This window comes from Mycobacterium sp. E3247, from assembly GCF_001667785.1.
Taxonomy (GTDB): domain Bacteria; phylum Actinomycetota; class Actinomycetes; order Mycobacteriales; family Mycobacteriaceae; genus Mycobacterium.
The window spans coordinates 15041-35383 of sequence record NZ_LZJG01000500.1 but is presented as its reverse complement, the minus strand read 5'-3'; the positions used below and the strand labels follow the sequence as shown (position 1 = coordinate 35383).

Sequence of the window (20343 nt, the reverse complement as noted above, 5' to 3'; positions counted from 1 at the left end):
AATAACCGTCGCTCCCGTTGTATTAGCCACGATCGTTAACTCCTCTCAGTACAACCCGCATTAGCTACACCCGGTGGTTATCGGCTTGTGATCTCAGAATGCCCGGCCGATCCTGAGACCAAACCACCCGTGAAGTTGAGAATTAGCCATGAATTTCGACTAATCGTTCAACCACCGCCGTGCCGGCGTCCGTGCTGGCCCGCCGGGTATCCGAAACGGTAGCGGCGACCACCGACACATTTCTGTGTTTCGGCTCCGTACGCCGGCGGCTGCTATGGTCCCTTGCGTATGCCCAAGATGGATCGCCGACGCATGATTTTGACGACCGGGATCGGCGTGCTGGCAGCCGCGCTGCCTGCGCCGCAAGCCCTGGCCCAACCCTCGGGACGGGATTCGCCCGCGGACCGCCCGCCCGCTCCCGCGGCGCCCAGCGGCCAAACCGGCACCTACGTCTTTCACGACGAGTTCGACGGTCCCGCGGGCTCGGCACCCGACGCCTCGAAGTGGACGGTGGCGAAGGCCCGCGAGACGATCAAAGACCCGACGTACTGGGAACAGCCCGACCACATCGGGCAATACCGCGACGACCGGCGCAACGTCTTCCTCGACGGCAACTCCAACCTCGTGCTGCTCGCCGCCAAGGACGGGCCCACCTACTACAGCGGCAAGGTGCAGAGCCTCTGGCGCGGCGGAGTCGGCCACACCTGGGAAGCTCGCATCAAACTCAACTGCCTGACCGCCGGCGCCTGGCCGGCCTACTGGCTGGGTAATGATGACCAGGGCGAGATCGACGTGATGGAGTGGTACGGCAACGGCAGCTGGCCCTCGGCCACCACGGTCCACGCGAAAGCCAACGGCGGCGAGTGGAAGACCCACAACATCGCGGTGGACAGCGCCTGGCACACCTGGCGCACCCAGTGGGACGAGGCCGGAATCCGATTCTGGAAGGACTACGCCGACGGGGCCCAGCCGTACTTCGACGTACCGGCGAGCGCGCTGCCCGATTGGCCCTTCAACGCGCCGGGCTACACCGTCTATCCGGTGTTCAACCTCGCGGTGGCGGGCTCCGGCGGCGGCGACCCCGGGCCCGGAAGCTATCCCGCCAGCATGCTGGTCGACTGGATTCGGGTCTGGTAGTCGAGGGCCCGGCAGCGTTCGAGCAGTGCCGTCGTTGGCGCCTCCCGGAACGCCAGCACCATGTGCTCGCAGCCGAGTTGCTCGAATTCGGGCAACAGCGCGAGTTGCTCGTCCACCTGACCGGGTTCCGCCGGGTGTAGTGACACCTGTGCGGAGCGCTCGATCTCGCCCGGGTCGCGTCCCACGACGACACACGCCTCAGAGAGCCGGCCGTTGACTGCGCCCCATCGTTCTGGCCCCTCGTGTCCCGGCATGTTCCACATGTCCGCGTGACGTGCGATGACGCTCAACATCTTCGGTTCCGTGCCGCCGATCACGATCGGCGGGTGCGGGCGCTGCAGGGGCTTCGGTTCGCAGAGCGCGTCTTGGAGGGTGAAGAACCTCCCCTTGAAGGTCACCGATTCCTCGGCCCAGAGCCGACGGATCACGGTCAGCGCCTCGTCGACCATCGCGACGCGGGTGCCCGGGCCGGGGAACGCGATCCCATAGCCGCGATGTTCGGCCTCGTGCCATCCGGCGCCGATCCCGAAGTTGAGCCGCCCGCCGGAGATGTGGTCGACGGTGACCGCCATCTTGGCGAGGATCGCGGGGTTCCGGTACGTGACACCGGGTACCAGGCAACCGATGCGCGCCTGTCGGGTCACCACGGCCATAGCGGCCAGCGCGGTCCATCCCTCGAAGGTGGGGTCGGTGTGTTCCATCGGCCCGTAAAAATGGTCGTAATCCCATACCGTGTCAAAACCGAGGTTGTCGGCGATGCGCCACAACTGCTCGAGTTCGGGATATTTGAAACCCAGGTCGAATTTGACCGTGATGCGCATGCGGCGATATTAAGACCGGCGCCGCGCTGCCGCAGGCGCAAAGGGCCAGATCCCCGAATTGTCGTGCGGGCGTAAGGTGTCAGACCTGCCGCATTAACCGTAGGCAAGTGCGACACGAGCGCTAGCAGACGCAAATCAGTTGTGCCGGTGGCCAACTGGTTCCTTTATGCCCGGCTCAATGGGTAAGCAGGGCCACCGCGCTCCACACTCTGCCGCCCGGGTGACGCGGATCCGGCTGGGGCAGCCAGGCCAACGGGCGCATCCACACCGGCAGGCGGTGAAACCGGTGGGCGGCCGCATATAGCGCCTCCACCTCGACGGTGCGCCAGCCCAAATCTTCGAAATACGCCAACCCGTTTTCGGGTGCGAACTTGAACGGGGCGTTTTGCAACATGCCCGCCATTTTCTTGTTCATCATCTTCTTCAGGCCCGGCCCGGCGAAGTCGAGCATCCACCAGGCGACCTCGGGCCGCGTAATGGCCGCCGACAGCGCCGCGACGTCGCCGTCCGCGAGATACATCAACAGGCCCTCGGTCAGTACCAGCGCCCTGGCGGCGCCGCGCAGGGCCTCGTCGAGGAAGGCGTCGAGGGCGGCGGGGTCGGCCAGATCGACAGCGACACGGATCAGCCGGCACCGCGGCGCCTCGTCGGCGAGTAGCTGCGTCTTCTCCGCGAGCAACTTCGGCAGATCCGCCTCCACCCACGTGAGTTCGGCCGGGAGGTCCAGCCGATAGGGCCGGGTGTCCAAACCAGCCGCCAGGTTCAGCACTCGGTCGCAGCCGTCGCTGATCGCTTGCGCGATGGCGTCGTCGATGAGTTTGGTCCGCGCGACGAGCCACCAACCGTTGCGGGTCGACCGCGGGACCTTGGCGACGATTTCGCGACCGTGTTCACCGGCCAACCGGTCGGCGAGCGGGTCGTTGAACAGTGCATCGGGCCGGGCGGATTCGGTTGCCCGGTGCAGGGCGGTCCATCGGGCGGTATCGGAAACGTGGGTGATCGTGTGCTCGGGGCTCGACATACGTTGCGTTATAGCAGCGTCGCCGCCGGTTTTACTGGCCGGCCTTGCCCCCCGCGAGCCAGGCGCCGGCCACCGCTCGGGTCTGCGGTGGCGGCAGCGCGGCGTTCGGTGCGCCGAGTTGACCGACCTTGACCGTCCACACCGCCGATGAGCGGTCAATGCAGCTCCCGGCGCCCTGGCTGGGCAGCCACAGCACCGCGAGGTTGGCGTGCGGGTCGCCGCAGCCGTAAACGCCGACGTAGCCATCGGCGCGTCCGCCCCATGCGCCGCCGTTGCGCAGTAGGCAGTGGGTTCCGTCGTCCAGGGTCAGCGCGAACGGGTCCGGCGTCGCGCTCGGGCGCACGGGCGGAAGCGGGCCGCCGTAGCTGACCCGATGCAGACGCTGCTGCCAGGGATCGTCCACGCACAACAGCGATCCGGGTGTTGACGGCCAGCAGGTGCCCGCGCCGGCCGCGCTGGGCGAGCAGTAATAGACGTCGTCGGCCACCGCCGACGGCGACGCGGTGCTGCAGTCGTCGACAACGACGACGTTGCCCTCCGGAGGCGACTCCTTGTAGCCGTTGATCGGTTGGCCGGCGGGGCCGACGGCCACCGTGGTGATCACCTGCGTCGGCGGCGGATCGGCGATTGCGACACCGGGCTGCGCGGACACGGTCAACGCCACCACCGCGACCGGCGCCAGGACAAGTTGTGGCATCGCCTTCATCGAATCCACCTCCGGGTCGAGCGGCGTCCCTTTTACGCAGGGTAGAACGCGCAGGTGTGCGGAGGGTACCGTGCGCTAATGACCGGACGAAACCGTCGTTTCCTGCTGCGCGAACGGCCTGTCGGACGCATCGGCCCCGGCACATTCGAGCTGACCGAAGAGGCGATCCCCGAACTCGGCGACGGCGAGGCGCTGGTGCGGGTCGACTGGATCTCGCTGGACCCGACGAACCGCACGTGGATCAACGACACCCCGTCCTACCTGCCTCCGGTGGGCATCGGCGAGGTCATGCGAGCGGGCGCCCTCGGCGAGGTCGTCGCGTCGAAGAGTTCCACCTACGCCGTCGGTCAGCAGGTGCAAGGGCTGCTCGGCTGGCAGGAGTACGCGGTCGTCTCGGATACGTCGCTGATCAATCCCGTCCAGGTCGCGCAAGGCGTTTCGCCGAGCGCCTACCTGGGCGCGCTGGGGATGACCGGCCTCACAGCGTGGATCGGGATTCGCGATATCGGCAAGCCGCAGCCCGGCGAGACCGTCATCGTCTCCGCGGCGGCCGGTGCGGTCGGCTCGGTCGCCGGTCAGCTCGCCAAGGCCGCGGGGGCGCGTGTCGTCGGAATCGCCGGAGGGCCCGAGAAGTGCGCGCTGCTCACCGACCGGCTGGGCTTCGACGCGGCGGTCGACCACCGCACCGACGACTGGGCCGCCCAACTGGCCGCGGCGACACCCGACGGCATCGACGTCGACTTCGAGAACGTCGGCGGCGAGCTCATGGACGCGATCTTCGCGCGCCTCAACATCGGCGCTCGCGTCGCGCTCTGCGGCCTGATCTCCGGTTACAACGCGGAGGATCCCCCGCCAGGTCCGCGTGCGTTCGGGAACCTCCTCATCCAGCGCGCCACCCTGCGCGGCTTCATCGTCCTCGACCACTTCGGGCGCGCGGCGGAGGCCATCAGCGAGATCGCCGGCCTGATCGAGGCGGGAAAGCTCACTCCGCTCGAGACGGTCGTCGAGGGGTTCGAGCAGCTGCCGACGGCGATCAACATGCTGTTCGACGGCAAGAACGTCGGCAAGCTGGTGGTCAAGGTCGGCTGATACTCAGCCGAATTCGAGGAGGGCGTAGACCCCGCGGAAGGGCGTTATCGGCGGGAACGGAACGATGACAATCCGCCGGCCCACACCAGGATGCCGAGCGGCGCGATACGGATTCCCGCCATCACAAGGAACGGGCCGATGTGCCGTCCCATTCGGGCTAGCCCGGCGCGGACGCCGGATCGATGGGAATTGCGATCTCGTTGCGCCGGCGCATCGGCACCGTCCAGGGCGGGTCGTAGAACCAGGCCTCGGGATCGCCGGCCTGTTGAATCCCGCTGTCCTGCAACATCTTCAGGAGTTCCTTCGTGCGCAAGGCGACCGCCTTAGGGCTGCGGTCACCGCTGAATCGCAGCACCGCGACGGTGGCGGGCGGCACCTCAACGAGGCGGACCTGATCATCGTTGGGCGCGGGAAGGGTTTCCGTCGTCCACTTCGCGGGCATGAAGAACCGGATCGTCCAGCCGGTCTCGCCGCCCGCGGACTGGACGACGGGCGCGGTCATCGCGATCTGCTGGCCGCCCCCGCTCGACTGCTGGCTGACGGGGGTCGTCATCGAGATTGATCGTTTGCCCCGGTTGCCGCCGAATATGTAGCCCGCCAACCGCCGGAATCCGACGTCACGAGCGCGATGTTCGTCGGCGTCGACCGTCGTCTCGGCGGCGATCCGCGGACCGTAGCGGCGGATCTCGACGGCGCCCGTCAGTGGCTCGCGCGTGTACGCCGGCTCCTCGGTGCCGACCCGGATGCCGCCCACCGCCAGGACCGATTCGGCCACCTGCTCGGCGAGCTTGATGGGGTTCATCATCGGACCGTTTCCTTTCTCGATTCAAGCAGCGGCAAGGCTGACCAACGGCGTCGCGAACGCACACCAGAGCGGACACCCTGCGAGCGGGTCCGAGATGCGAGCCGCGAGGGGTGACCGTTCATCTGGATTCACCCACCTGTTGCCGGTGGTCCGCAAGTGAGGTTATTCCCCAACAGCGGTGTCGCCCGACTCTTGTCTTTTGGCGCAAACCAGTGGTGACGCAAGCGGTCGGGCGGCGAGTTTTGGGATCGGTAGCCGGTTGTCGCGTCTGTACTTGGCGCAACGACGACGCCAATCCGGCGGCGCCCCACGAAAGGAAGTCAGAAATGAAGATCGTCCCGGCCGGCATTGAAGAGCAGATCAATCGGGTGGACCGGCAGCGCAGCCTATACATCGGCCTCAGCGCCGGGGCGGTCGCGCTGTGGAGCGCCTTCCGCTTGATCTGGGCCCTCTACATCGGGATGACGTTCGGCTGGTTCCTGGGGTCGATGGTGTTCCAGCTCGTGCTGTGGGGCGTGATCGGTGCCGTCGCGGGGATCGCGGCGTTCGGGTTCCTGACTCGCTACGCCAAGGGATCTTGACCCGGGTTCAGCGCAGGCGAAAGTTCCGAACCTTTTGGGGGTTCGGAACTTTCGCGGTTGCGCGCCCGGCTCGAGCCACGGGACTCGTCAGCGCAGTTCTTGGATGCGGATCAGGTTGCCCGCCGGATCGCGGACGGCGCAGTCACGCATTCCGTAGGGCTGGTCCGTCGGCTCCTGGACGATCTCCACGTCGTTGCCCTGCAGATGCTCGAAGGTCCGATCGAGGTCCTTTGTCGCCAAGAGCAACGTGGCGTAGCTGCCCTTGGCCATCATTTCGGCGATGGTGCGGCGCTCGCTTTCGGTGATGCCTGGGTTGGCGGCCGGCGGGTTCAGCACGATCGACGTGTCGGGCTGGTTCGGTGGTCCGACGGTGATCCAGCGCATCTTGCCCTTTCCGACGTCAAGGCGGACTTCGAAGCCGAGGGTGTCGCGGTAGAACGCGAGCGAGGATTCCGGGTCGTCGTGCGGCAAGAAGCTCGAGTGGATCGTGATGTCCATGCGGTCAGGCTAAGCGCGGCCCGCTGACCGATGCTTCTCGATTCCTGATCGGTCTGGTCACCTGTTGGGCCACGCATGGGGGCATGCCGGCCAACGTGTCCTCCGCCTGGCGCCGGTAAGTGCTCGGCGGCACCCCGACCAGTTCGGTGAAACGAGTGCTGAACGTGCCCAACGAGGAGCACCCGACGGCGAAACACACCCCAGTGACGCTGAGGTCACCGCGCCGCAGCAGCGCCATCGCCCGCTCGATGCGCCGCGTCATCAGATAGGAATAGGGCGACTCGCCGTACGCCCGGCGGAACTCGCGGCTCAGGTGGCCGGCGGACATGTGCACGTCACGGGCCAGCCCGTCCACGTCCAGCGGCCGCGCGTACTCCCGATCGATCCGGTCGCGGACGCGGCGGAGCAATGCGAGGTTCCGCAGCCGCTGCACATCATCGGCTCGTTGGCGCACGCGGGCTTCCTACGCGCCGACCAACTCTGGGTGGAACTTGGCCGCCATGCGGCGCAGGCCGTCACGCCAGTCAACCGCGGTGCCGCCGATGAGCTCGTGCATCCGTGTGCTGTCGGTGGGGTTGCCGCGGAGCGCCTGGTCGCTCACCTCGAAGACCGGCTCCTTGCCCACCAGTGAACCCAGGTAGCCGCACCACTCCTGGATGCTGACCGTTTGATCGCCGCACCAGTTGACCGTGGTCGCCGGTACGGCGGCCACCTCCAGCAGCTTGGGAATGGTCGCGATGATGTCGTCCTCGTGAATCGGGTTGTAGCGTGCGGGTGCCCCGGGTGAGACCGGGATTGGGATGCCCGCCAGCATCATCTCCATGTGGTAGAACGGCCATCCGCCGTTGTCCCCGTAGGGAACGTTGAGCCGCGCGATGGTGGTGGGCACTCCGAGGGCCCGGGCCATGGACCGGGCGACCACTTCCCCGGCGATCTTGGAGATGGAGTAGGTGGGGAACAAAGGCTTGTGGTTGTCGCCCAGGGCGGCACCCTCGGTCCGGGGATCGTCGTCGGGCGGGTCGTAGACGGCGGCGGACGAGCAGTGCAGAAACGCCTTCGCGTCGCGGCAGTGCGCCATGAGCAGGCCCACCGACTCCGCGTTGGCCGCGAGGTCCTTGTCCCAGTTCCCGCTCTTGGCCACCGCGAGGTTGAGGACGTACTCGAAATCATTTGGCAGATCGCTGAACTCACCGGCCGCCAAGTTGACCGTCTGGCAGTGGACGCCCGACTTTTCCAGACCCTCGCGTGCCGCTGGGTCGGTGAAGCGGGCGATGCCCCACACCTCGTTGTCGGTCGCGAGTGCCCGCGCAATCGGGGTCGCGATTTGTCCGGTCGGGCCGGTGATCAGGATCTTCGAGCCGCGCATGCGCTGATAGTAGGCGACGTTAGGAGCGGGCCGACGATTTCGGGCTTTCGGGCGGCGTGCTCGCGCGGTTCGGGCCCGCCTGAAAGTGTGGGCAGCACCCTATCGGCGCCTCTAGAATTGATCTCATCGTCCAGCGCAGCTGGTCCCGACGTATCGGCGCTCATCGCTCGTACAGGAGCACACGCACATGGAACCGCTGTCACACGACCCCGCCGCGGGAGCCATCGGGTTGCAGGTGGTGGCGCTCGCCACCCAAGGTTTGGCTTCCGGCGCGGCCGCGACGGGACCGGTGACCGCGTTGGCTCCCGCCGGCGCCGACGCGGTCTCGATGCTGGCCGTCGCGGCATTCGCCGCCGAGGGCACCGCCATGCTGGCCCTCAACACCGCAGCCCAGGAAGAGATCGCCCGGACGGGCACGGCGTTCACCGACATCGCCCAGATGTACGCCCAGGTCGACGGGGAGACGGCGGGCACTTTGCACTCGGCCGGCGGCCGGATCGCCGGCCAGACTTTCGTGGGGCCCGCGGGCGGCGGTGGACTGCTGCGCGCGGAGATGCTGCCGGGGGCGGGCGGCTCGGCCCCCCGCACGCCGCCACTGGCCAACCTGGTCGCGGGAGGTCCGGTCGCCGGCCCGGCGCCGACGGTGCCGGCCGCCTCGCCGACGGTGCCGGCCGCCTCGCCCACGGTGCCGAGCACGGCCCCGGCGATGCCCGCCGCGGTCAATGCCGCGTCGACGTTGCTGGGCGCCGGTGCGGCGCCCCTGAGCTCGTTCAGCTCACTGGGCCAGGGGGCGTCGGCCGGTGGGGCCGGCGGGCCGGGCCTGGCCTCGTCGCTTGCCGGCAATACCGACGAAGGCAAGCGCGACGAGCCGGGCGAGCAACAGCCGGGTGAACGCCTGGTCTAGGCGCCGGCAGGGTCAGGGAGTCACAACCCCGGCTGGTCGTCGATGATGCCGAGCCAGATCTGCGCGACATCGATGGCAACCTTTTCGCTGATGAAGGCGTGCTGCGTGCCGGTGTAGATGTCCCGAAAGGCGCGCTCCAGCCGGCTGCCCTCCCGGATGGACGTGGTGCCGGCGACCAGGTGCGCCCACTCGGCACAGCTTCTGGCCGTGTCGGTCGCGTACACCGCCGCCACCCGCATGTCCGCGCGCAGGGCGGGTGTCAGCTCCTCGCCCGATGCGACCGCGGCCTCGGCCGTGGTGAACGCGTCGAGCACCAGCAGACGCGCGGCGCGCCAGGCCGCGCGGTGGTGCGCCAGCCCCTTCTGGAAGGTGGGTCGGCTGGCCAGCGACGCCATGTCACTCATCCGGAACTTCGTCGCGGCCAGTTCCTGGACGTCGTCGAGCATGCTTTTCGCCACGCCGAGTGCCCAGGACGCATGGCCGGCGGCGGTGACCGGCATCAGCCCCATCCGGGTGGCGGGTGCGGCGCCGCGATGGGGTTGGCGGGTGAACAGCTCAAAGGTGCGGCTCGCCGGCACGAACACCTCCTGGGCGCTGTAGTCGTAGGACCCGGTTCCCTTGAGCCCCTGCACGAACCAGCCGTCGTTGAAATTGATCTGATCCCGGGGGATCACCGCGACCCGCATCTCGGGGAAGCCGTCACTGATCCAGCGCATTTCGCCGTTGTCCATCGGCAAGAACCCCGCAGCGATGTACTGCGAGTGACCGGTGCCCGAGCCGAAGTTCCACGACCCGCTCACCAGGTAACCGCCATCGACGGCGGCCCCTTGACCATTGGGAAAGAACTGGCCGCCCATGGTGACGCGGTTGTCGTGCGCCGTGAACACCTCGGCGAAACCCTCGTCGGGCAGGTACGCCGCCGCCGCGAACGACGAAGGCAGGTTGGCGATCCCGATCCAACCGAAAGAGCCGTCCTGCCAAGCCATTTCGATCCAGGTTTCGATCATCTCGGTGAACGACGGTTCGACACCTCCGGCCGCGCCCGGGTTGAACGCGGACATGAGCCCGGTTGCCCACATCTCGTCGACGATCGCCGGGGTGAGGGTGCGCATCCGCTCGGATTCGGCGGCCTCGGCGCGCACCAGTTCGCGCATTCCCCGGGCCAGCGTCACGACCCGGTCATCGGTCTCGGCTATCGACGTCATTCACCTGTCCCATCATTGCGACGGCATCAGCGGAAACTGATATCGGTGACCGTATCAACCGCTCAACGTCCAAGAACGGAAATGGCGCGCTACGGAATTCGCGGCCGCCGGCGGTGCGGCGAAACGTCGCCCTACCCTAGGGGTCGTGCGGTGGATTGTGGACGGCATGAATGTGATCGGGAGCCGCCCTGACGGTTGGTGGAAGGACCGCGGCGGCGCCATGGTCGCGCTGGCGGACCGACTCGACCGATGGGCAGCCGCCCAAGGAGACGACGTGACCGTCGTCTTCGAACGGCCGCCGTCGACCGCCATTCCCGCGTTGGTGATCGAGATCGCCTACGCGCCCAGGGCGGCTGCGAACTCGGCGGACGACGAGATCGTCCGCCGGGTCCGAGCCGACCCCCGACCGCACGACATTCGGGTGGTGACGTCCGACAAAGGGCTCAGTGACCGCGTGCTGAGCCTGGGCGCCTCGGTCCACCCCGCGGCCAGCTTCCGTGAGCTCATCGACCCACGGGCCGAACGTTAGCCGCGATCGGGCCTAGCCCGCCGCGGCCAGCGCCGCGTCGTAATTCGGCTCCTGGGCGATCTCCGGGACCAGCTCGGTGTAGGCGACCTTGCCGTCGGCGCCGACCACCACGATGGCCCGGGCGAGCAGACCCGCCATCGGTCCGTCGTTGATGGTGACGCCGTAGTCCTCGCCGAAGTTGCTGCGGAACGCCGAAGCCGTCTTGACGTTGTCGATGCCCTCGGCGCCACAGAAGCGGGCGAACGCGAACGGCAGGTCCTTCGACACGCACACCACAGTGGCGCCGCTGGCGGCGGCGCGCTCGTTGAAGGTCCGGACGCTGGTCGCGCACACCGGTGTGTCCACCGACGGGAAGATGTTGAGCACCACGGCCTTACCGCCGAGCTGGTCGCTACTGACCGCCCCCAGGTCGCCGCCCGTCAGGCTGAAGGCCGGTGCCGGAGATCCGACGGCAGGCAGTTCGCCGACGGTGTTGATCGGGTTTCCACGCAAGGTTATCTGTGCCATGGCGACAGTCTGCCAAGCCCGTCGTGACGGCTCTGGGCCAGGTCCCATGTCCTAATTGGTGGGATACACGGCGTAGACGCCATGCCGGGCGTGCCCAACACTTAATCCCATGGCTCGCAAAGTGGTCATCGTCGGCTATCCCGGCGTGCAGGCGCTCGACGTGGTGGGGCCGCACGACGTCTTCACCGGCGCGGCGCTGCTCACCGAGGGCGGATACGACGTCGTCGTCGCCTCCCCCGACGGGCAGGCCGTCACCACCCCGACCGGACTCGCGTTCGTCGCCGCGCCGCTGCCAGAACCCGGCGAGTGCATCGACACCTTGGTGCTGCCCGGCGGCGGCGGTGTCGACGCGGCCCGGTCGAATGCCGAGCTGATCGGCTGGATCAAGGCCGTCGCCGGAAGCGCCCGTCGCGTGGTCACGGTCTGCACGGGCGCGTTTCTGGCGGCCGAGGCGGGGCTGCTGGACGGGCAACGGGCTACCACTCATTGGGCCTTCGCCGGGCGGCTGGCCCGCGAATTCCCCGCGATCGACGTCGACGCGGATCCGATTTTCCTGCGCAGCTCGAAGACCGTGTGGACGGCGGCCGGTGTCACGGCGGGGATCGATCTGGCGCTCTCGCTGGTGGAGGACGACCACGGCACCGAAGTCGCGCAGACCGTCGCCCGCTGGCTGGTGCTCTACCTGCGGCGCCCCGGCGGGCAGACGCAGTTCGCGGCGCCGGTGTGGATGCCGCGGGCCAAACGCCATTCGATCCGCGCCGTCCAGGAGGCGATCGAGGCGGAGCCGGGCGGTGAGCACGGCATCGACCGGCTCGCCCGTCGGGCGGCGATGAGCCCGCGTCACTTCACCCGGGTGTTCACCGCCGAGGTCGGCGAGGCGCCCGGCCAGTACGTCGAGCGGATCCGGACCGAAGCCGCGCGTCGGCAGTTGGAGGAGACCGACGACACCGTCGTCACGATCGCCGCCCGATGCGGTTTCGGCACCGCGGAAACCATGCGGCGCAACTTCCTTCGCCGGGTCGGTATCCCGCCCGATCAATACCGCAAGGCCTTCGCCTGAAAGCGACGCCTGAAACCGAGAGGACGACACCCATGACCCAGATCGCGATCGTGAGCTATCCGGGATTCACCGCGCTGGACATGATCGGACCGTACGAGGTGCTGCGCAACCTGCAGGACGCCGAAGTGCGGTTCGTCTGGCACCAGCCGGGGCCGATCACCGCTGACTCCGGCGTGCTGGTGCTCGGGGCCACCCATTCGCTGGCCGGAACCCCTTCGCCCGACGTCATTCTCGTGCCGGGTGGCCCGTCCACACCGGTGCATGCCCGTGACGAGGCGCTGCTGGACTGGCTGCGGCAGGCCCACCGGACCGCCCGATGGACGACGTCGGTGTGCTCCGGGTCGGTGATCCTGGCGGCGGCCGGCCTCCTCGCAGGCCGCCGCGCCACGTCGCACTGGCTGACGGTCCCGGCGTTGAAGGCGTTCGGCGCCGTCCCGGTGGGCGATGAACGAGTCGTGCTGCAGGACAACGTGATCACCAGCGCCGGGGTGTCGGCGGGACTCGACCTGGCGCTGTGGCTGGCCGGCGAAATCGGTGGCGAAGGCCGCGCCAAGGCGATCCAGTTGGCCATCGAATACGACCCCCACCCGCCGTTCGACTCCGGCCATCTGTCGAAGGCGTCGGCGACGACGAAGGCCGCCGCGACCGCGCTACTGTCCAGGGACAGCGTGAAGCCGGCCAACCTGAAGGCCGCCACCATGCTGGCCTGGGAGCAGGCATTGGGCGCCGTCCGGTCGCGGCGGTGAGCTGACGACCGCTAGGCCTGGGGCTGCAGGATCTCGGTTGACTCGAGTCGGCCGCCGGCCTGCAGCCAGGCGGCCACCACGCCGGGCGCGTCCCGGTTGGGGTTGTAAATGTCCTCTTCGCTGGAGAACAAGCCGTTGCCGGCGTAGACCAGCCGGGTCCAGTTCGGGAACCAGAAGGGCTCGCCGTCGGGATCTGTCGGGTGGTCCAGAAGATTCTTGATCATCACGACGACGGCGTCGTTGTCCTCGTCATAGGCAGTCCAGTCGGATGGAAATCGCATGTGCGGGAACGGCGCCATGACGGCGACGATCCAGTCCCGCACGGCTTCACGGCCGTGAAACACCCCGTAGTGATGTTCTGTGTAGACGACATCCTCGGTGAAGAGATCGGCGAAAGGTCGCCAGTCGCCCGAGGCGCTGCACCCCTCCACCACCCGCGTGTAGTTCTCGACGGCTTGCTCGATTTCGGCCCTGGTGAATTTGCCCATGGCGGACACACTAGAACGTGTTTCCGTTACAGGTAGCTCGTCTGGATAAGGGATATCGCATGAACGTGGATAAGGGATATCGCATGAACGTCTTGAAGTTGTTCGATCTGCGCGGCAAACGGGCGTTGGTCACCGGGGCATCCAGCGGCATCGGCAAGAAGGTGGCCCAGGCCTACCTGCAAGCGGGGGCTGACGTGGCCATCGCGGCGCGGCGTGCCGAGAGCCTGGAGCGCGTCGCCCGGGAGATCGCGGCGGACGGTGAGGGCAGGGTGGTGCCCATCCCCTGCGACGTGACCCAGCCCGACCAGGTGACCGCGATGCTGGAACGGGTGACCGCGGAGTTGGGCGGCGTCGACATCGCGGTCTGCAACGCCGGCATCATCACCGTGACTCCGATGCTCGGCATGTCCCCCGAAGAGTTCGAACGGATCCAAAGCACCAATGTCACAGGCGTTTTCCTCACCGCGCAGGCGGCCGCACGGGCGATGGTCCGGCAGGGCCTCGGCGGCAGCATCATCACCACGGCCTCGATGTCCGGCCACATCATCAACATCCCGCAGCAGGTGGGTCACTACTGCACGTCCAAAGCGGCGGTGATCCACCTGACCAAGGCCATGGCCGTGGAGTGGGCGCCGCACAACATCCGGGTCAACAGCGTCAGCCCGGGCTACATCCTCACCGAACTCGTGGAGCCGCTGACCGAATACCACCGCGAGTGGGAGCCGAAGATACCGCTCGGGCGGATCGGCCGCCCCGAAGAACTCACGGGCCTGTACCTCTACCTGGCCGGCGAGGCTTCCAGCTACATGACCGGTTCCGACATCGTGATCGACGGCGGATACACCTGCCCATAGGTCAGGTGACTCGGATGCGCCGGCCGAAGTGGGCCCGGCTTCGCGGTCACCCCTCCAGCTCCCCGGAGACCCCCCGCTCGATCCCGGCTTGTGTGGTGGCCGGCAAGACGATGAGGCCGTCGAGTTCCCGGCGTGCCAAATCGTACGCGCGCCCGCGTTCCTGCGGTGTCGCCGCGGGATCCGAAGCCACCCGTAGCAGGTTCTGAGCCCGCGCAATCCGCTGCTGGTCGGCCCCGGAGAAGTCACTGCGACGCCTGCGCATCGCCTCTGTCTCGGCGGCGTTGAAGGCCGTCACGTAATCCTCGACGGCCTGCCGGTATTGCGCGGCGACGTCACGGTCGTCGAGCAGGTCTTCGGCTTTGACGGGGCGCAGGAAGTCGGCTCGCAGCTTGGCTTTGTGGAAGGCCACCGTGAGCGGATCGCGCATGTCGGTCATGAGCGGGAAGTCGAGGAGCTTGGCGGCGTCGAGCTCATACGCGAGCCATCGCGCGTCGGTGCGGCCGTGCTCGTCGAGGACGCGGCGCAGCGACCGCCACCGTGCGACGTGATCGTCGCCGGTCCGCGGTGGCTCGGCCCGCGGTGTTTCGGCGTGGTCCGCACGCGGCGGTGGCTCCGCCTGTCGGCGGTTGGCCCCGAACGCGCGCACCGCCGCGACGGTCGCACCCGCCAGGGGCAGGATCACGATCAACAGCTCCGCCAACCGGATGAGCACACCCACACGGCCAGGATGCCACCCCGGGGCCATCCGGCGCGGCCTCCCGTGGTGGTACTCGGCCATCTCGGCACCGCTCCGAGGCCGGCGTGGCAGGCTGGCCGGTGTGACCATGGCCGACGCGGCGCGCATAGCTTTCCAGGTCAGCCTCTTCGTGGTGATCCTCGGTTACGGGTTGACCGCGCGGTTCGCCGACGTCGCGTACGTGTTGCGCCTACCGGATCTATTGGCTCGCTCGTTGCTGGCCGTCATGGTCGCCGCGCCGGTCATTGCCGGTGTGCTGGTGGGGGTGCTCGACCTGCGCCCCCAGGTCGCCATCGCGCTTGTCACCCTGGCGATTTCACCGTTGCCGCCGTTGCTGCCGCGGCGCGGCGAAAAGGCGGGCGGGCGCGCTCAATACGGGCTAGGCCTCGTCCTGGTGCTCGCCGTCCTCGCGGTTCCGGTGATCTCGGTGGCCGCGCCACTGATCGGGCGGATGTTCGGGCGCCAGTATGTCGCAAGCCCCTGGGCGATCGCGGAACTGATGCTGATGTCCGTGGTGGCGCCGCTCTCCGCGGGAATGGCGATCCGAGCGCGGTGGCCGGCCGTCGCGGCGCGCATCGGGGGACCGATCGACCGCGTGCAGCGGTGGGCTCTGCCGGTGGCCATGGTCGTCCTCCTGATCGGCGCCGCGCCGAGCATGTGGAAACTCCTGGGCGAATCGACGCTAGTGGCGATGGTGTTGTTCGTCGGCGGCACGGTCGTCGTCGGGCATGTGCTCGGCGGCCCCGAACGAGAGTCATCGGCGATGCTGGCATTCGCCAGCAGCTGCCGGCACCCCGCGACGGCGTTGACGATCGCATCGGCGAACTTTCCCAACGCGGACGAACACGGGGCGGTCGCGCTCTACGGGCTGATCACCGCCGCGGTGGGTGCGGTCTACACGTTTTGGATTCGACGGCGCGCGGTGACGCCGCCCTGACTGGCGGGCCAGCTACAGAATCCCGAAGCCGCGCAGGGCTTTGATCGCGAACCAGGTACCGAAGACCACGCTCACCACGATCACGATCGGCCGGTCGTGTCCTTGCAGCCAGCCCAAGACCCTGTCCAGCAGGGCGCGCGATCGGTCAGGGAAAACCGCTGCCACGACGACGATGAGGAGATTCACGCTCGCGGCGAGCGCCACGAAGAGAACGTAGGAACCGACATTGGCGGGCCGGCTCAAATTCGCGGTGCCGATCACGCTGATGGCCCCGAGCGTGAAGACCCAGGCTTTCACCGACACGGCGATGACCCCGGCGCCGATGAAGAACGCTTTGGCGGGCGTGGCCGACGTCAGCATGGTCATCCACTTCGGCGGTGGCGCGTCGAGATCGTCGTCCGTCAGCAGCTCCCGCGCCGCGGTGACCAGCAGCAGCAGTGCCACCACCAACAGCGCGGTGGCAGCGATCCAGTGGTGTGGGCGGTCCGGGTCGGCGCTGCGCGCTCCCCAATGCAGGATGGTGCCGAAGATGAGGCCTTGCAGCAGGCGCGTACTGATGTGCCCCGCAACCCAGGCGCCGGCCGACCGCACGCGCGACGGGGTCCCCAGCAGCATGATCGTGATGACGACTTCGATCGGCTCCAGTGCACAACCGAGGAGCAGCGGGACAAGGCCGCTCCACATCGCAAGCACTATTGCGCCCCGAGCGCGGCGCGCATCTCCGCCTCGGCGATCGCCGCGGCCAGATCGGTGGGATGCGGGTGCACGGTGGCGTCGATGCGGTCGATTCGGCCGGTGAACCGGAAATCGTGCCCGTAGGGCGCGACCGGGGAGCCGGTGTCGGTGCCCACGTCCAATGTCTCGCCGCTCATCGAGAAGCGGAACGGGACCGTGCGTTCGACGCGGCCGCCTGCCGCGGTGATGTCGTTGACACGCAGCGACACCGAGGCGCCTTTGCCCAGACCGCCGCCGTCATACTCGAACGAAAGGCCCAATGCGACAGGGCCTTCCGGCAGTGGCTCGGCCGCCGCGATGGTCGTGAGCTCATGACCCAGGTAGTTGTAGGCGAAGCGGGGAATGCCGTGCTCCAAGTACAAGCTCCACCCGGCCATCGCGCCCCCGATGCAGATGACCACGCCCTGAGCGCCCCCCACCGGAATGGTCAGCTGCGCCCGCAAATCGAACGAGGTGCTGGCGTAGCGCAATGTCACGGGTTCGGGGATGCGCACCTGCCCGGCGTAGTAGGTGATCGAGGTGCGCTCGGCCAGCAGGCTCGGCCGGTTTGCGGGAAAGGCGCGGGCCAGCGTCGCGTCGCTGAGCGGATAGACATCGTATTTCCGCGCCTCGGCGTCGAACACGGCCTGCAGCTCCGCGAGCTTGTCGGGCCGTTGCGCGGCCAGGTCGATGCCCTGGCTGAAATCGTCGGTCAGGTGGTAGAGCTCCCAGCGTTCGGTGTCGCCGAACGGGGTGGCGCGCTGGGCGCGGACCCAGGGCAGTCGACCGTGAAAACACGAGGCGATCCAACCATCGTGGTACACAGCGCGATTGCCGAAGATCTCGAAATACTGCGTGGTCCGCCGACCTGCTGCGGCGGGGTCGTCGAACGAGTACCGCATGCTGACACCCTCGATCGGCTTCTGTTCGACGCCGTTGACACACGTGGGCATGTCGATGCCGGCGGCTTCCAGGATCGTCGGCACGATGTCGATGACGTGGTGGAACTGGCTGCGCTGCTCCCCCGCCGCCGCGATGCCCCGCGGCCATGAGATCGCCAGTCCATTGCGGGTTCCCCCGAAGTGGGAAGCCACTTGTTTCATCCACTGAAACGGTGCGTCGAGCGCCCAGGCCCAGCCCACGTTGTAGTGGTTTTCGCAGCGGGGCGTGCCGAAGTCGGCGATGTGGGCCAGCAACCACTCGGGATCCTCGGGCATGCCGTTCTGGAAGGCCGGTGAGCTCCACGCGCCGTGCAGCGTCCCTTCCGCGGACGCACCGTTGTCGCCGCACAGGTAGATGAACATCGTGTTCTCCCAATGACCTAACGCGTCGACGGCGTCGATCACCCGTGCGACCTGGGCATCGGTGTGGGCCAAAAACCCGGCGTAGACCTCCATCAACCGCCGGGCCACCGGCTTGTAGCGGTCGTCGTAGTCCGCCCACGCGGGTATCTGCTCGGGTCGCGGCGTCAACTCGGTGCCGGCGGGGATGATGCCCATTTCCAGCTGGCGGGCGTAGATGCTTTCCCGAAGGGCATCCCAGCCGTCATCGAATCGGCCGGCGAAGCGGTCCGACCATTCCGGCCACACCTGGTGGGGGCTGTGGGTGGCGCCGGGCGCGAAGTACAGGAAGAACGGCTTGTCCGGCGCGGACGTCTTCTGCAGCCGGATCCAGTCGATCGCCTTGTCGGCGAGGTCTTCGGTCAGGTGGTAGTCGTCCCGTCCCAGGTACGGCTCGACGGGCGTGGTCTGGTCGTAGAGCGCGGGTTCGTACTGCGAGGTGTCCCCGCCCAGAAATCCGTAGAAACGTTCGAACCCGAGTCCGGTCGGCCAGCGGTCGAACGGGCCGGCGGGCCCGATCTCCCAGATCGGGGTGAAGTGCGCTTTGCCGAACAGCGCCGTGCTGTAGCCGTTCATCCGCAGCACGTGGGCGACGGTGGCGGTGCTCTGCGGTATCACGCTGTCGTAACCCGGGAAGCCGTAGGCGATCTCGCAGATGGTGCCCATGTGCGCGCTGTGGTGATTGCGACCGGTCAGCAGGGCGGCGCGCGTCGGTGAGCACAGCGCGGTCGTGTGGAATTGGTTGTAGCGCAACCCGGCGCCCGCGACGCGGTCCAGTGCGGGTGTCGGCACCGGCCCACCGAAGGTCGACGCGGCGCCGAACCCGACATCGTCGAGCAACACCACGACGATGTTGGGCGCGCCGGCGGGTGGGGAGACGATCGACGGTCTTACCGGCGTGGAGTCGGCCGCCGACGGGGTGAGGTCCCCGCCGAATCGTGTGTCCCCGCGGGGCTGGTCGACCATGGCGCCTCCTGGTGCTGGTGCAGCGGATCTCCCGGCTGTCCCCCAGGCAACTCGGCAGCCTCACCGTAGCGGACGGGAAGGCTCTCCACCGGCCTCACGTCTGCGGTCGCACGCCGAATACATCGCGAAACAGCGCCTGCCGCAGTGCGAGTTCGCGCGGGTCGCTCCACAGGTGAAAACCCAGCCGATTCATCACGTAGGCGAACCCGACGCCGGTGTCCGGGTCGGCGCAGCCGAACGAGCCGCCGAAGCCGGGAGTGCCGAAGGCCTTGTCCGAGGAGCCGAAGGCGAAGTGTGGCACCGGTTTACAGAATCCGAGCGAATATGCCACGTCCACGTTCATGACCTTGTCGCGAGCGCCCCGACTCGGGGCGTGCGCCGGCGCCGTCAGCGCCTCGAGGGTGTCCCCGCCGACGCCCAGTTCGGCTCCCCCGGTGGCCGCGCTGCCGTAGAGCCGCGCGACCGCCCGGGCGGTGCCGATGCCGTTGGCCGACGGGATCTCGACCCTGCGCACCTCGTCGCGGTTGTAGTCGCCGTTGAACGCATTGACGCCGCGCGGGATCCCGATGGTGCGCGCGGTCAGGCCGACCGGATTGAGCGAGGCGCCGACGAATCCGGGCGGCATCACGTTCAGATGCAGCAGCGTCTCCGCGCGCGCCCAGTTATGGACGTGCGCTACCCGCTCGCGATCGACCGAATCCGGCAGCCCGATGTGCAGGTCCAGTCCCAGCGGCCGGACGACTTCGTCGGCCATGAAGCGGCCCAGCGTGCGGCCGGCCGGGTCGGTCCGGCGGATCAGCTCGGATTCGTACCAGCCGAGCGTGATCGCGTGGTAGCCGTGCCGCGTCCCGGGACGCCACGCCGGTACCTGCGCCGCGAGGATCGGCGAGAGCCTGGCGGGGTCCGCGACGTCGGCCAGCGTGGGCTTCGGTTTGAGCGCGCACAGCCCGGCCTGATGCCCGAGGAGTTGCCGGACGGTCACCTCGTCCTTGCCCGCCTGCGCGAATTCCGGCCAGTACTCGGCCACCCGGGCGTCATAGGAGATGAGCCCCCGGGACACCGCCACGGCCACGACCAGGGCGGCGACCCCTTTGGTCGTGGAGAACATGTTGACCATGGTGTCGGGCCGCCAGGGCTCCCTGGCCGACCCGTTTCGATAGCCGCCCCACAAGTCGACGACCTTGACCCCGTCCCGGTAGACCGCGACGGCTGCGCCAACTTCCGCGCCGTCGCGGAAACTGGCGCGGAAGGCGTCGGCAACCTTTCCGTAGCCGGTGTCGACGTCGCCACAAATCCGATCCGCCGGCACCGCAACCTTGAGCACCATCGTTCG

Annotated in this window: 23 protein-coding genes; 9 read left to right on the top strand and 14 right to left on the bottom strand. The window is 68.1% G+C overall.

What is annotated here, in order from left to right:
* Positions 1 to 288: 288 nt before the first annotated feature.
* Positions 289 to 1137: a family 16 glycosylhydrolase gene (locus A9X04_RS25270; protein WP_067926670.1), complete on the top strand. Its 849-nt coding sequence runs from the start codon at positions 289 to 291 to the stop codon at positions 1135 to 1137.
* Here A9X04_RS25270 and A9X04_RS25265 read toward each other — a convergent pair.
* From A9X04_RS25265 to A9X04_RS25255, 3 genes are all read right to left on the bottom strand, one after another.
* Positions 1095 to 1958, bottom strand: a complete 864-nt coding sequence (locus A9X04_RS25265) for a TIGR03560 family F420-dependent LLM class oxidoreductase (RefSeq protein WP_067926667.1) — start codon at positions 1956 to 1958, stop codon at positions 1095 to 1097. The two genes, A9X04_RS25270 and A9X04_RS25265, sit on opposite strands and share 43 nt — an antisense overlap.
* A gap of 175 nt (positions 1959 to 2133) precedes the next feature.
* Complete coding sequence (locus tag A9X04_RS25260; protein ID WP_067926664.1) at positions 2134 to 2979, bottom strand: SAM-dependent methyltransferase; 846 nt, start codon at positions 2977 to 2979, stop codon at positions 2134 to 2136.
* A gap of 31 nt (positions 2980 to 3010) precedes the next feature.
* Positions 3011 to 3676, bottom strand: coding sequence for a hypothetical protein (locus A9X04_RS25255; protein ID WP_067926710.1), 666 nt, complete (start codon positions 3674 to 3676; stop codon positions 3011 to 3013).
* A gap of 87 nt (positions 3677 to 3763) precedes the next feature.
* Between A9X04_RS25255 and A9X04_RS25250 the strand changes: the two genes are divergently transcribed.
* Positions 3764 to 4774, top strand: coding sequence for an NADP-dependent oxidoreductase (locus A9X04_RS25250; protein WP_067926661.1), 1011 nt, complete (start codon positions 3764 to 3766; stop codon positions 4772 to 4774).
* Positions 4775 to 4931: 157 nt separating this feature from the next.
* Here the strand turns inward: A9X04_RS25250 and A9X04_RS25245 are convergent, their stop codons facing one another.
* A complete protein-coding gene (locus A9X04_RS25245; protein WP_067926659.1) occupies positions 4932 to 5579 on the bottom strand; it encodes a heme-binding protein in 648 nt (215 codons plus the stop codon).
* Between the two features lie 326 nt (positions 5580 to 5905).
* On the opposite strand from A9X04_RS25245, the gene A9X04_RS25240 reads away from it, so the two are divergent.
* The gene (locus A9X04_RS25240) at positions 5906 to 6160 is read left to right on the top strand and encodes a hypothetical protein (RefSeq protein WP_067926656.1); all 255 of its coding nucleotides are present in this window, start codon (positions 5906 to 5908) and stop codon (positions 6158 to 6160) included.
* Between the two features lie 87 nt (positions 6161 to 6247).
* On the opposite strand, the gene A9X04_RS25235 is transcribed toward A9X04_RS25240, so the two are convergent.
* Genes A9X04_RS25235 through A9X04_RS25225 form a run of 3 tightly spaced genes read right to left on the bottom strand, consistent with a single transcriptional unit; the run spans position 6248 to position 8024 of the window.
* A complete protein-coding gene (locus tag A9X04_RS25235) occupies positions 6248 to 6658 on the bottom strand; it encodes a VOC family protein (RefSeq protein ID WP_067926653.1) in 411 nt (136 codons plus the stop codon).
* A 4-nt stretch (positions 6659 to 6662) separates the two neighbouring features.
* The gene (locus A9X04_RS25230) at positions 6663 to 7112 is read right to left on the bottom strand and encodes a helix-turn-helix transcriptional regulator (RefSeq protein WP_067926650.1); all 450 of its coding nucleotides are present in this window, start codon (positions 7110 to 7112) and stop codon (positions 6663 to 6665) included.
* Between the two features lie 9 nt (positions 7113 to 7121).
* Entirely contained in the window at positions 7122 to 8024 is a 903-nt protein-coding gene (locus A9X04_RS25225) for an NAD(P)-dependent oxidoreductase (RefSeq protein ID WP_067926647.1), read from the bottom strand.
* A gap of 187 nt (positions 8025 to 8211) precedes the next feature.
* Here A9X04_RS25225 and A9X04_RS31145 point away from each other — a divergent pair, with 187 nt between their 5' ends.
* Positions 8212 to 8928: a PE domain-containing protein gene (locus A9X04_RS31145; RefSeq protein WP_067926644.1), complete on the top strand. Its 717-nt coding sequence runs from the start codon at positions 8212 to 8214 to the stop codon at positions 8926 to 8928.
* A gap of 20 nt (positions 8929 to 8948) precedes the next feature.
* On the opposite strand, the gene A9X04_RS25215 is transcribed toward A9X04_RS31145, so the two are convergent.
* Positions 8949 to 10133: an acyl-CoA dehydrogenase family protein gene (locus A9X04_RS25215; protein WP_067926641.1), complete on the bottom strand. Its 1185-nt coding sequence runs from the start codon at positions 10131 to 10133 to the stop codon at positions 8949 to 8951.
* Between the two features lie 145 nt (positions 10134 to 10278).
* Between A9X04_RS25215 and A9X04_RS25210 the strand changes: the two genes are divergently transcribed.
* On the top strand, positions 10279 to 10662 hold the full coding sequence (locus tag A9X04_RS25210) for an NYN domain-containing protein (protein WP_067926638.1): 384 nt from the start codon (positions 10279 to 10281) through the stop codon (positions 10660 to 10662).
* 12 nt (positions 10663 to 10674) lie between these two features.
* On the opposite strand, the gene tpx is transcribed toward A9X04_RS25210, so the two are convergent.
* The gene (tpx, locus tag A9X04_RS25205) at positions 10675 to 11169 is read right to left on the bottom strand and encodes a thiol peroxidase (protein WP_067926635.1); all 495 of its coding nucleotides are present in this window, start codon (positions 11167 to 11169) and stop codon (positions 10675 to 10677) included.
* A gap of 109 nt (positions 11170 to 11278) precedes the next feature.
* On the opposite strand from tpx, the gene A9X04_RS25200 reads away from it, so the two are divergent.
* Together A9X04_RS25200 and A9X04_RS25195 are read left to right on the top strand one after the other, a co-directional pair.
* On the top strand, positions 11279 to 12229 hold the full coding sequence (locus A9X04_RS25200) for a GlxA family transcriptional regulator (RefSeq protein WP_067926633.1): 951 nt from the start codon (positions 11279 to 11281) through the stop codon (positions 12227 to 12229).
* Positions 12139 to 12975 carry a DJ-1/PfpI family protein gene (locus A9X04_RS25195; RefSeq protein WP_369829017.1) on the top strand — a complete coding sequence of 279 codons (837 nt, stop codon included), beginning with the start codon at positions 12139 to 12141 and terminating at the stop codon, positions 12973 to 12975. The genes A9X04_RS25200 and A9X04_RS25195 overlap by 91 nt, the downstream gene beginning before the upstream one ends.
* Positions 12976 to 12986: 11 nt before the next feature.
* Here the strand turns inward: A9X04_RS25195 and A9X04_RS25190 are convergent, their stop codons facing one another.
* Positions 12987 to 13463, bottom strand: a complete 477-nt coding sequence (locus A9X04_RS25190; protein ID WP_067926627.1) for a nuclear transport factor 2 family protein — start codon at positions 13461 to 13463, stop codon at positions 12987 to 12989.
* An 83-nt stretch (positions 13464 to 13546) separates the two neighbouring features.
* Here A9X04_RS25190 and A9X04_RS25185 point away from each other — a divergent pair, with 83 nt between their 5' ends.
* Positions 13547 to 14317 (top strand): SDR family oxidoreductase, encoded by a 771-nt coding sequence (locus A9X04_RS25185; RefSeq protein WP_067926624.1) that lies wholly within the window; start codon positions 13547 to 13549, stop codon positions 14315 to 14317.
* 46 nt (positions 14318 to 14363) lie between these two features.
* On the opposite strand, the gene A9X04_RS25180 is transcribed toward A9X04_RS25185, so the two are convergent.
* The gene (locus tag A9X04_RS25180) at positions 14364 to 15035 is read right to left on the bottom strand and encodes a hypothetical protein (protein WP_067926707.1); all 672 of its coding nucleotides are present in this window, start codon (positions 15033 to 15035) and stop codon (positions 14364 to 14366) included.
* A 106-nt stretch (positions 15036 to 15141) separates the two neighbouring features.
* Between A9X04_RS25180 and A9X04_RS25175 the strand changes: the two genes are divergently transcribed.
* On the top strand, positions 15142 to 15990 hold the full coding sequence (locus A9X04_RS25175) for a bile acid:sodium symporter family protein (protein WP_231985816.1): 849 nt from the start codon (positions 15142 to 15144) through the stop codon (positions 15988 to 15990).
* 12 nt (positions 15991 to 16002) lie between these two features.
* Here A9X04_RS25175 and A9X04_RS25170 read toward each other — a convergent pair whose 3' ends face one another.
* From A9X04_RS25170 to A9X04_RS25160, 3 genes are all read right to left on the bottom strand, one after another.
* Positions 16003 to 16674: a GAP family protein gene (locus A9X04_RS25170; RefSeq protein WP_067926704.1), complete on the bottom strand. Its 672-nt coding sequence runs from the start codon at positions 16672 to 16674 to the stop codon at positions 16003 to 16005.
* Positions 16675 to 16682: 8 nt separating this feature from the next.
* Entirely contained in the window at positions 16683 to 19010 is a 2328-nt protein-coding gene (locus A9X04_RS25165; protein ID WP_067926619.1) for an arylsulfatase, read from the bottom strand.
* A 94-nt stretch (positions 19011 to 19104) separates the two neighbouring features.
* Complete coding sequence (locus A9X04_RS25160) at positions 19105 to 20337, bottom strand: serine hydrolase domain-containing protein (protein ID WP_067926616.1); 1233 nt, start codon at positions 20335 to 20337, stop codon at positions 19105 to 19107.
* Positions 20338 to 20343 lie beyond the last annotated feature (6 nt).

Excerpts from the sequence above, each read along its gene's own strand:
- A9X04_RS25270 (WP_067926670.1), top strand. The coding sequence starts at position 289 with ATGCCCAAGATGGATCGCCGACGCATGATTTTGACGACCGGGATCGGC.
- A9X04_RS25265 (WP_067926667.1), bottom strand. The coding sequence starts at position 1,958 with ATGCGCATCACGGTCAAATTCGACCTGGGTTTCAAATATCCCGAACTC.
- A9X04_RS25260 (WP_067926664.1), bottom strand. The coding sequence starts at position 2,979 with ATGTCGAGCCCCGAGCACACGATCACCCACGTTTCCGATACCGCCCGA.
- A9X04_RS25255 (WP_067926710.1), bottom strand. The coding sequence starts at position 3,676 with ATGCCACAACTTGTCCTGGCGCCGGTCGCGGTGGTGGCGTTGACCGTG.
- A9X04_RS25250 (WP_067926661.1), top strand. The coding sequence starts at position 3,764 with ATGACCGGACGAAACCGTCGTTTCCTGCTGCGCGAACGGCCTGTCGGA.
- A9X04_RS25245 (WP_067926659.1), bottom strand. The coding sequence starts at position 5,579 with ATGATGAACCCCATCAAGCTCGCCGAGCAGGTGGCCGAATCGGTCCTG.
- A9X04_RS25240 (WP_067926656.1), top strand. The coding sequence starts at position 5,906 with ATGAAGATCGTCCCGGCCGGCATTGAAGAGCAGATCAATCGGGTGGAC.
- A9X04_RS25235 (WP_067926653.1), bottom strand. The coding sequence starts at position 6,658 with ATGGACATCACGATCCACTCGAGCTTCTTGCCGCACGACGACCCGGAA.
- A9X04_RS25225 (WP_067926647.1), bottom strand. The coding sequence starts at position 8,024 with ATGCGCGGCTCGAAGATCCTGATCACCGGCCCGACCGGACAAATCGCG.
- A9X04_RS31145 (WP_067926644.1), top strand. The coding sequence starts at position 8,212 with ATGGAACCGCTGTCACACGACCCCGCCGCGGGAGCCATCGGGTTGCAG.
- A9X04_RS25215 (WP_067926641.1), bottom strand. The coding sequence starts at position 10,133 with ATGACGTCGATAGCCGAGACCGATGACCGGGTCGTGACGCTGGCCCGG.
- tpx (WP_067926635.1), bottom strand. The coding sequence starts at position 11,169 with ATGGCACAGATAACCTTGCGTGGAAACCCGATCAACACCGTCGGCGAA.
- A9X04_RS25200 (WP_067926633.1), top strand. The coding sequence starts at position 11,279 with ATGGCTCGCAAAGTGGTCATCGTCGGCTATCCCGGCGTGCAGGCGCTC.
- A9X04_RS25195 (WP_369829017.1), top strand. The coding sequence starts at position 12,139 with ATGCGGTTTCGGCACCGCGGAAACCATGCGGCGCAACTTCCTTCGCCG.
- A9X04_RS25190 (WP_067926627.1), bottom strand. The coding sequence starts at position 13,463 with ATGGGCAAATTCACCAGGGCCGAAATCGAGCAAGCCGTCGAGAACTAC.
- A9X04_RS25185 (WP_067926624.1), top strand. The coding sequence starts at position 13,547 with ATGAACGTCTTGAAGTTGTTCGATCTGCGCGGCAAACGGGCGTTGGTC.
- A9X04_RS25175 (WP_231985816.1), top strand. The coding sequence starts at position 15,142 with ATGGCCGACGCGGCGCGCATAGCTTTCCAGGTCAGCCTCTTCGTGGTG.
- A9X04_RS25170 (WP_067926704.1), bottom strand. The coding sequence starts at position 16,674 with ATGTGGAGCGGCCTTGTCCCGCTGCTCCTCGGTTGTGCACTGGAGCCG.
- A9X04_RS25165 (WP_067926619.1), bottom strand. The coding sequence starts at position 19,010 with ATGGTCGACCAGCCCCGCGGGGACACACGATTCGGCGGGGACCTCACC.
- A9X04_RS25160 (WP_067926616.1), bottom strand. The coding sequence starts at position 20,337 with ATGGTGCTCAAGGTTGCGGTGCCGGCGGATCGGATTTGTGGCGACGTC.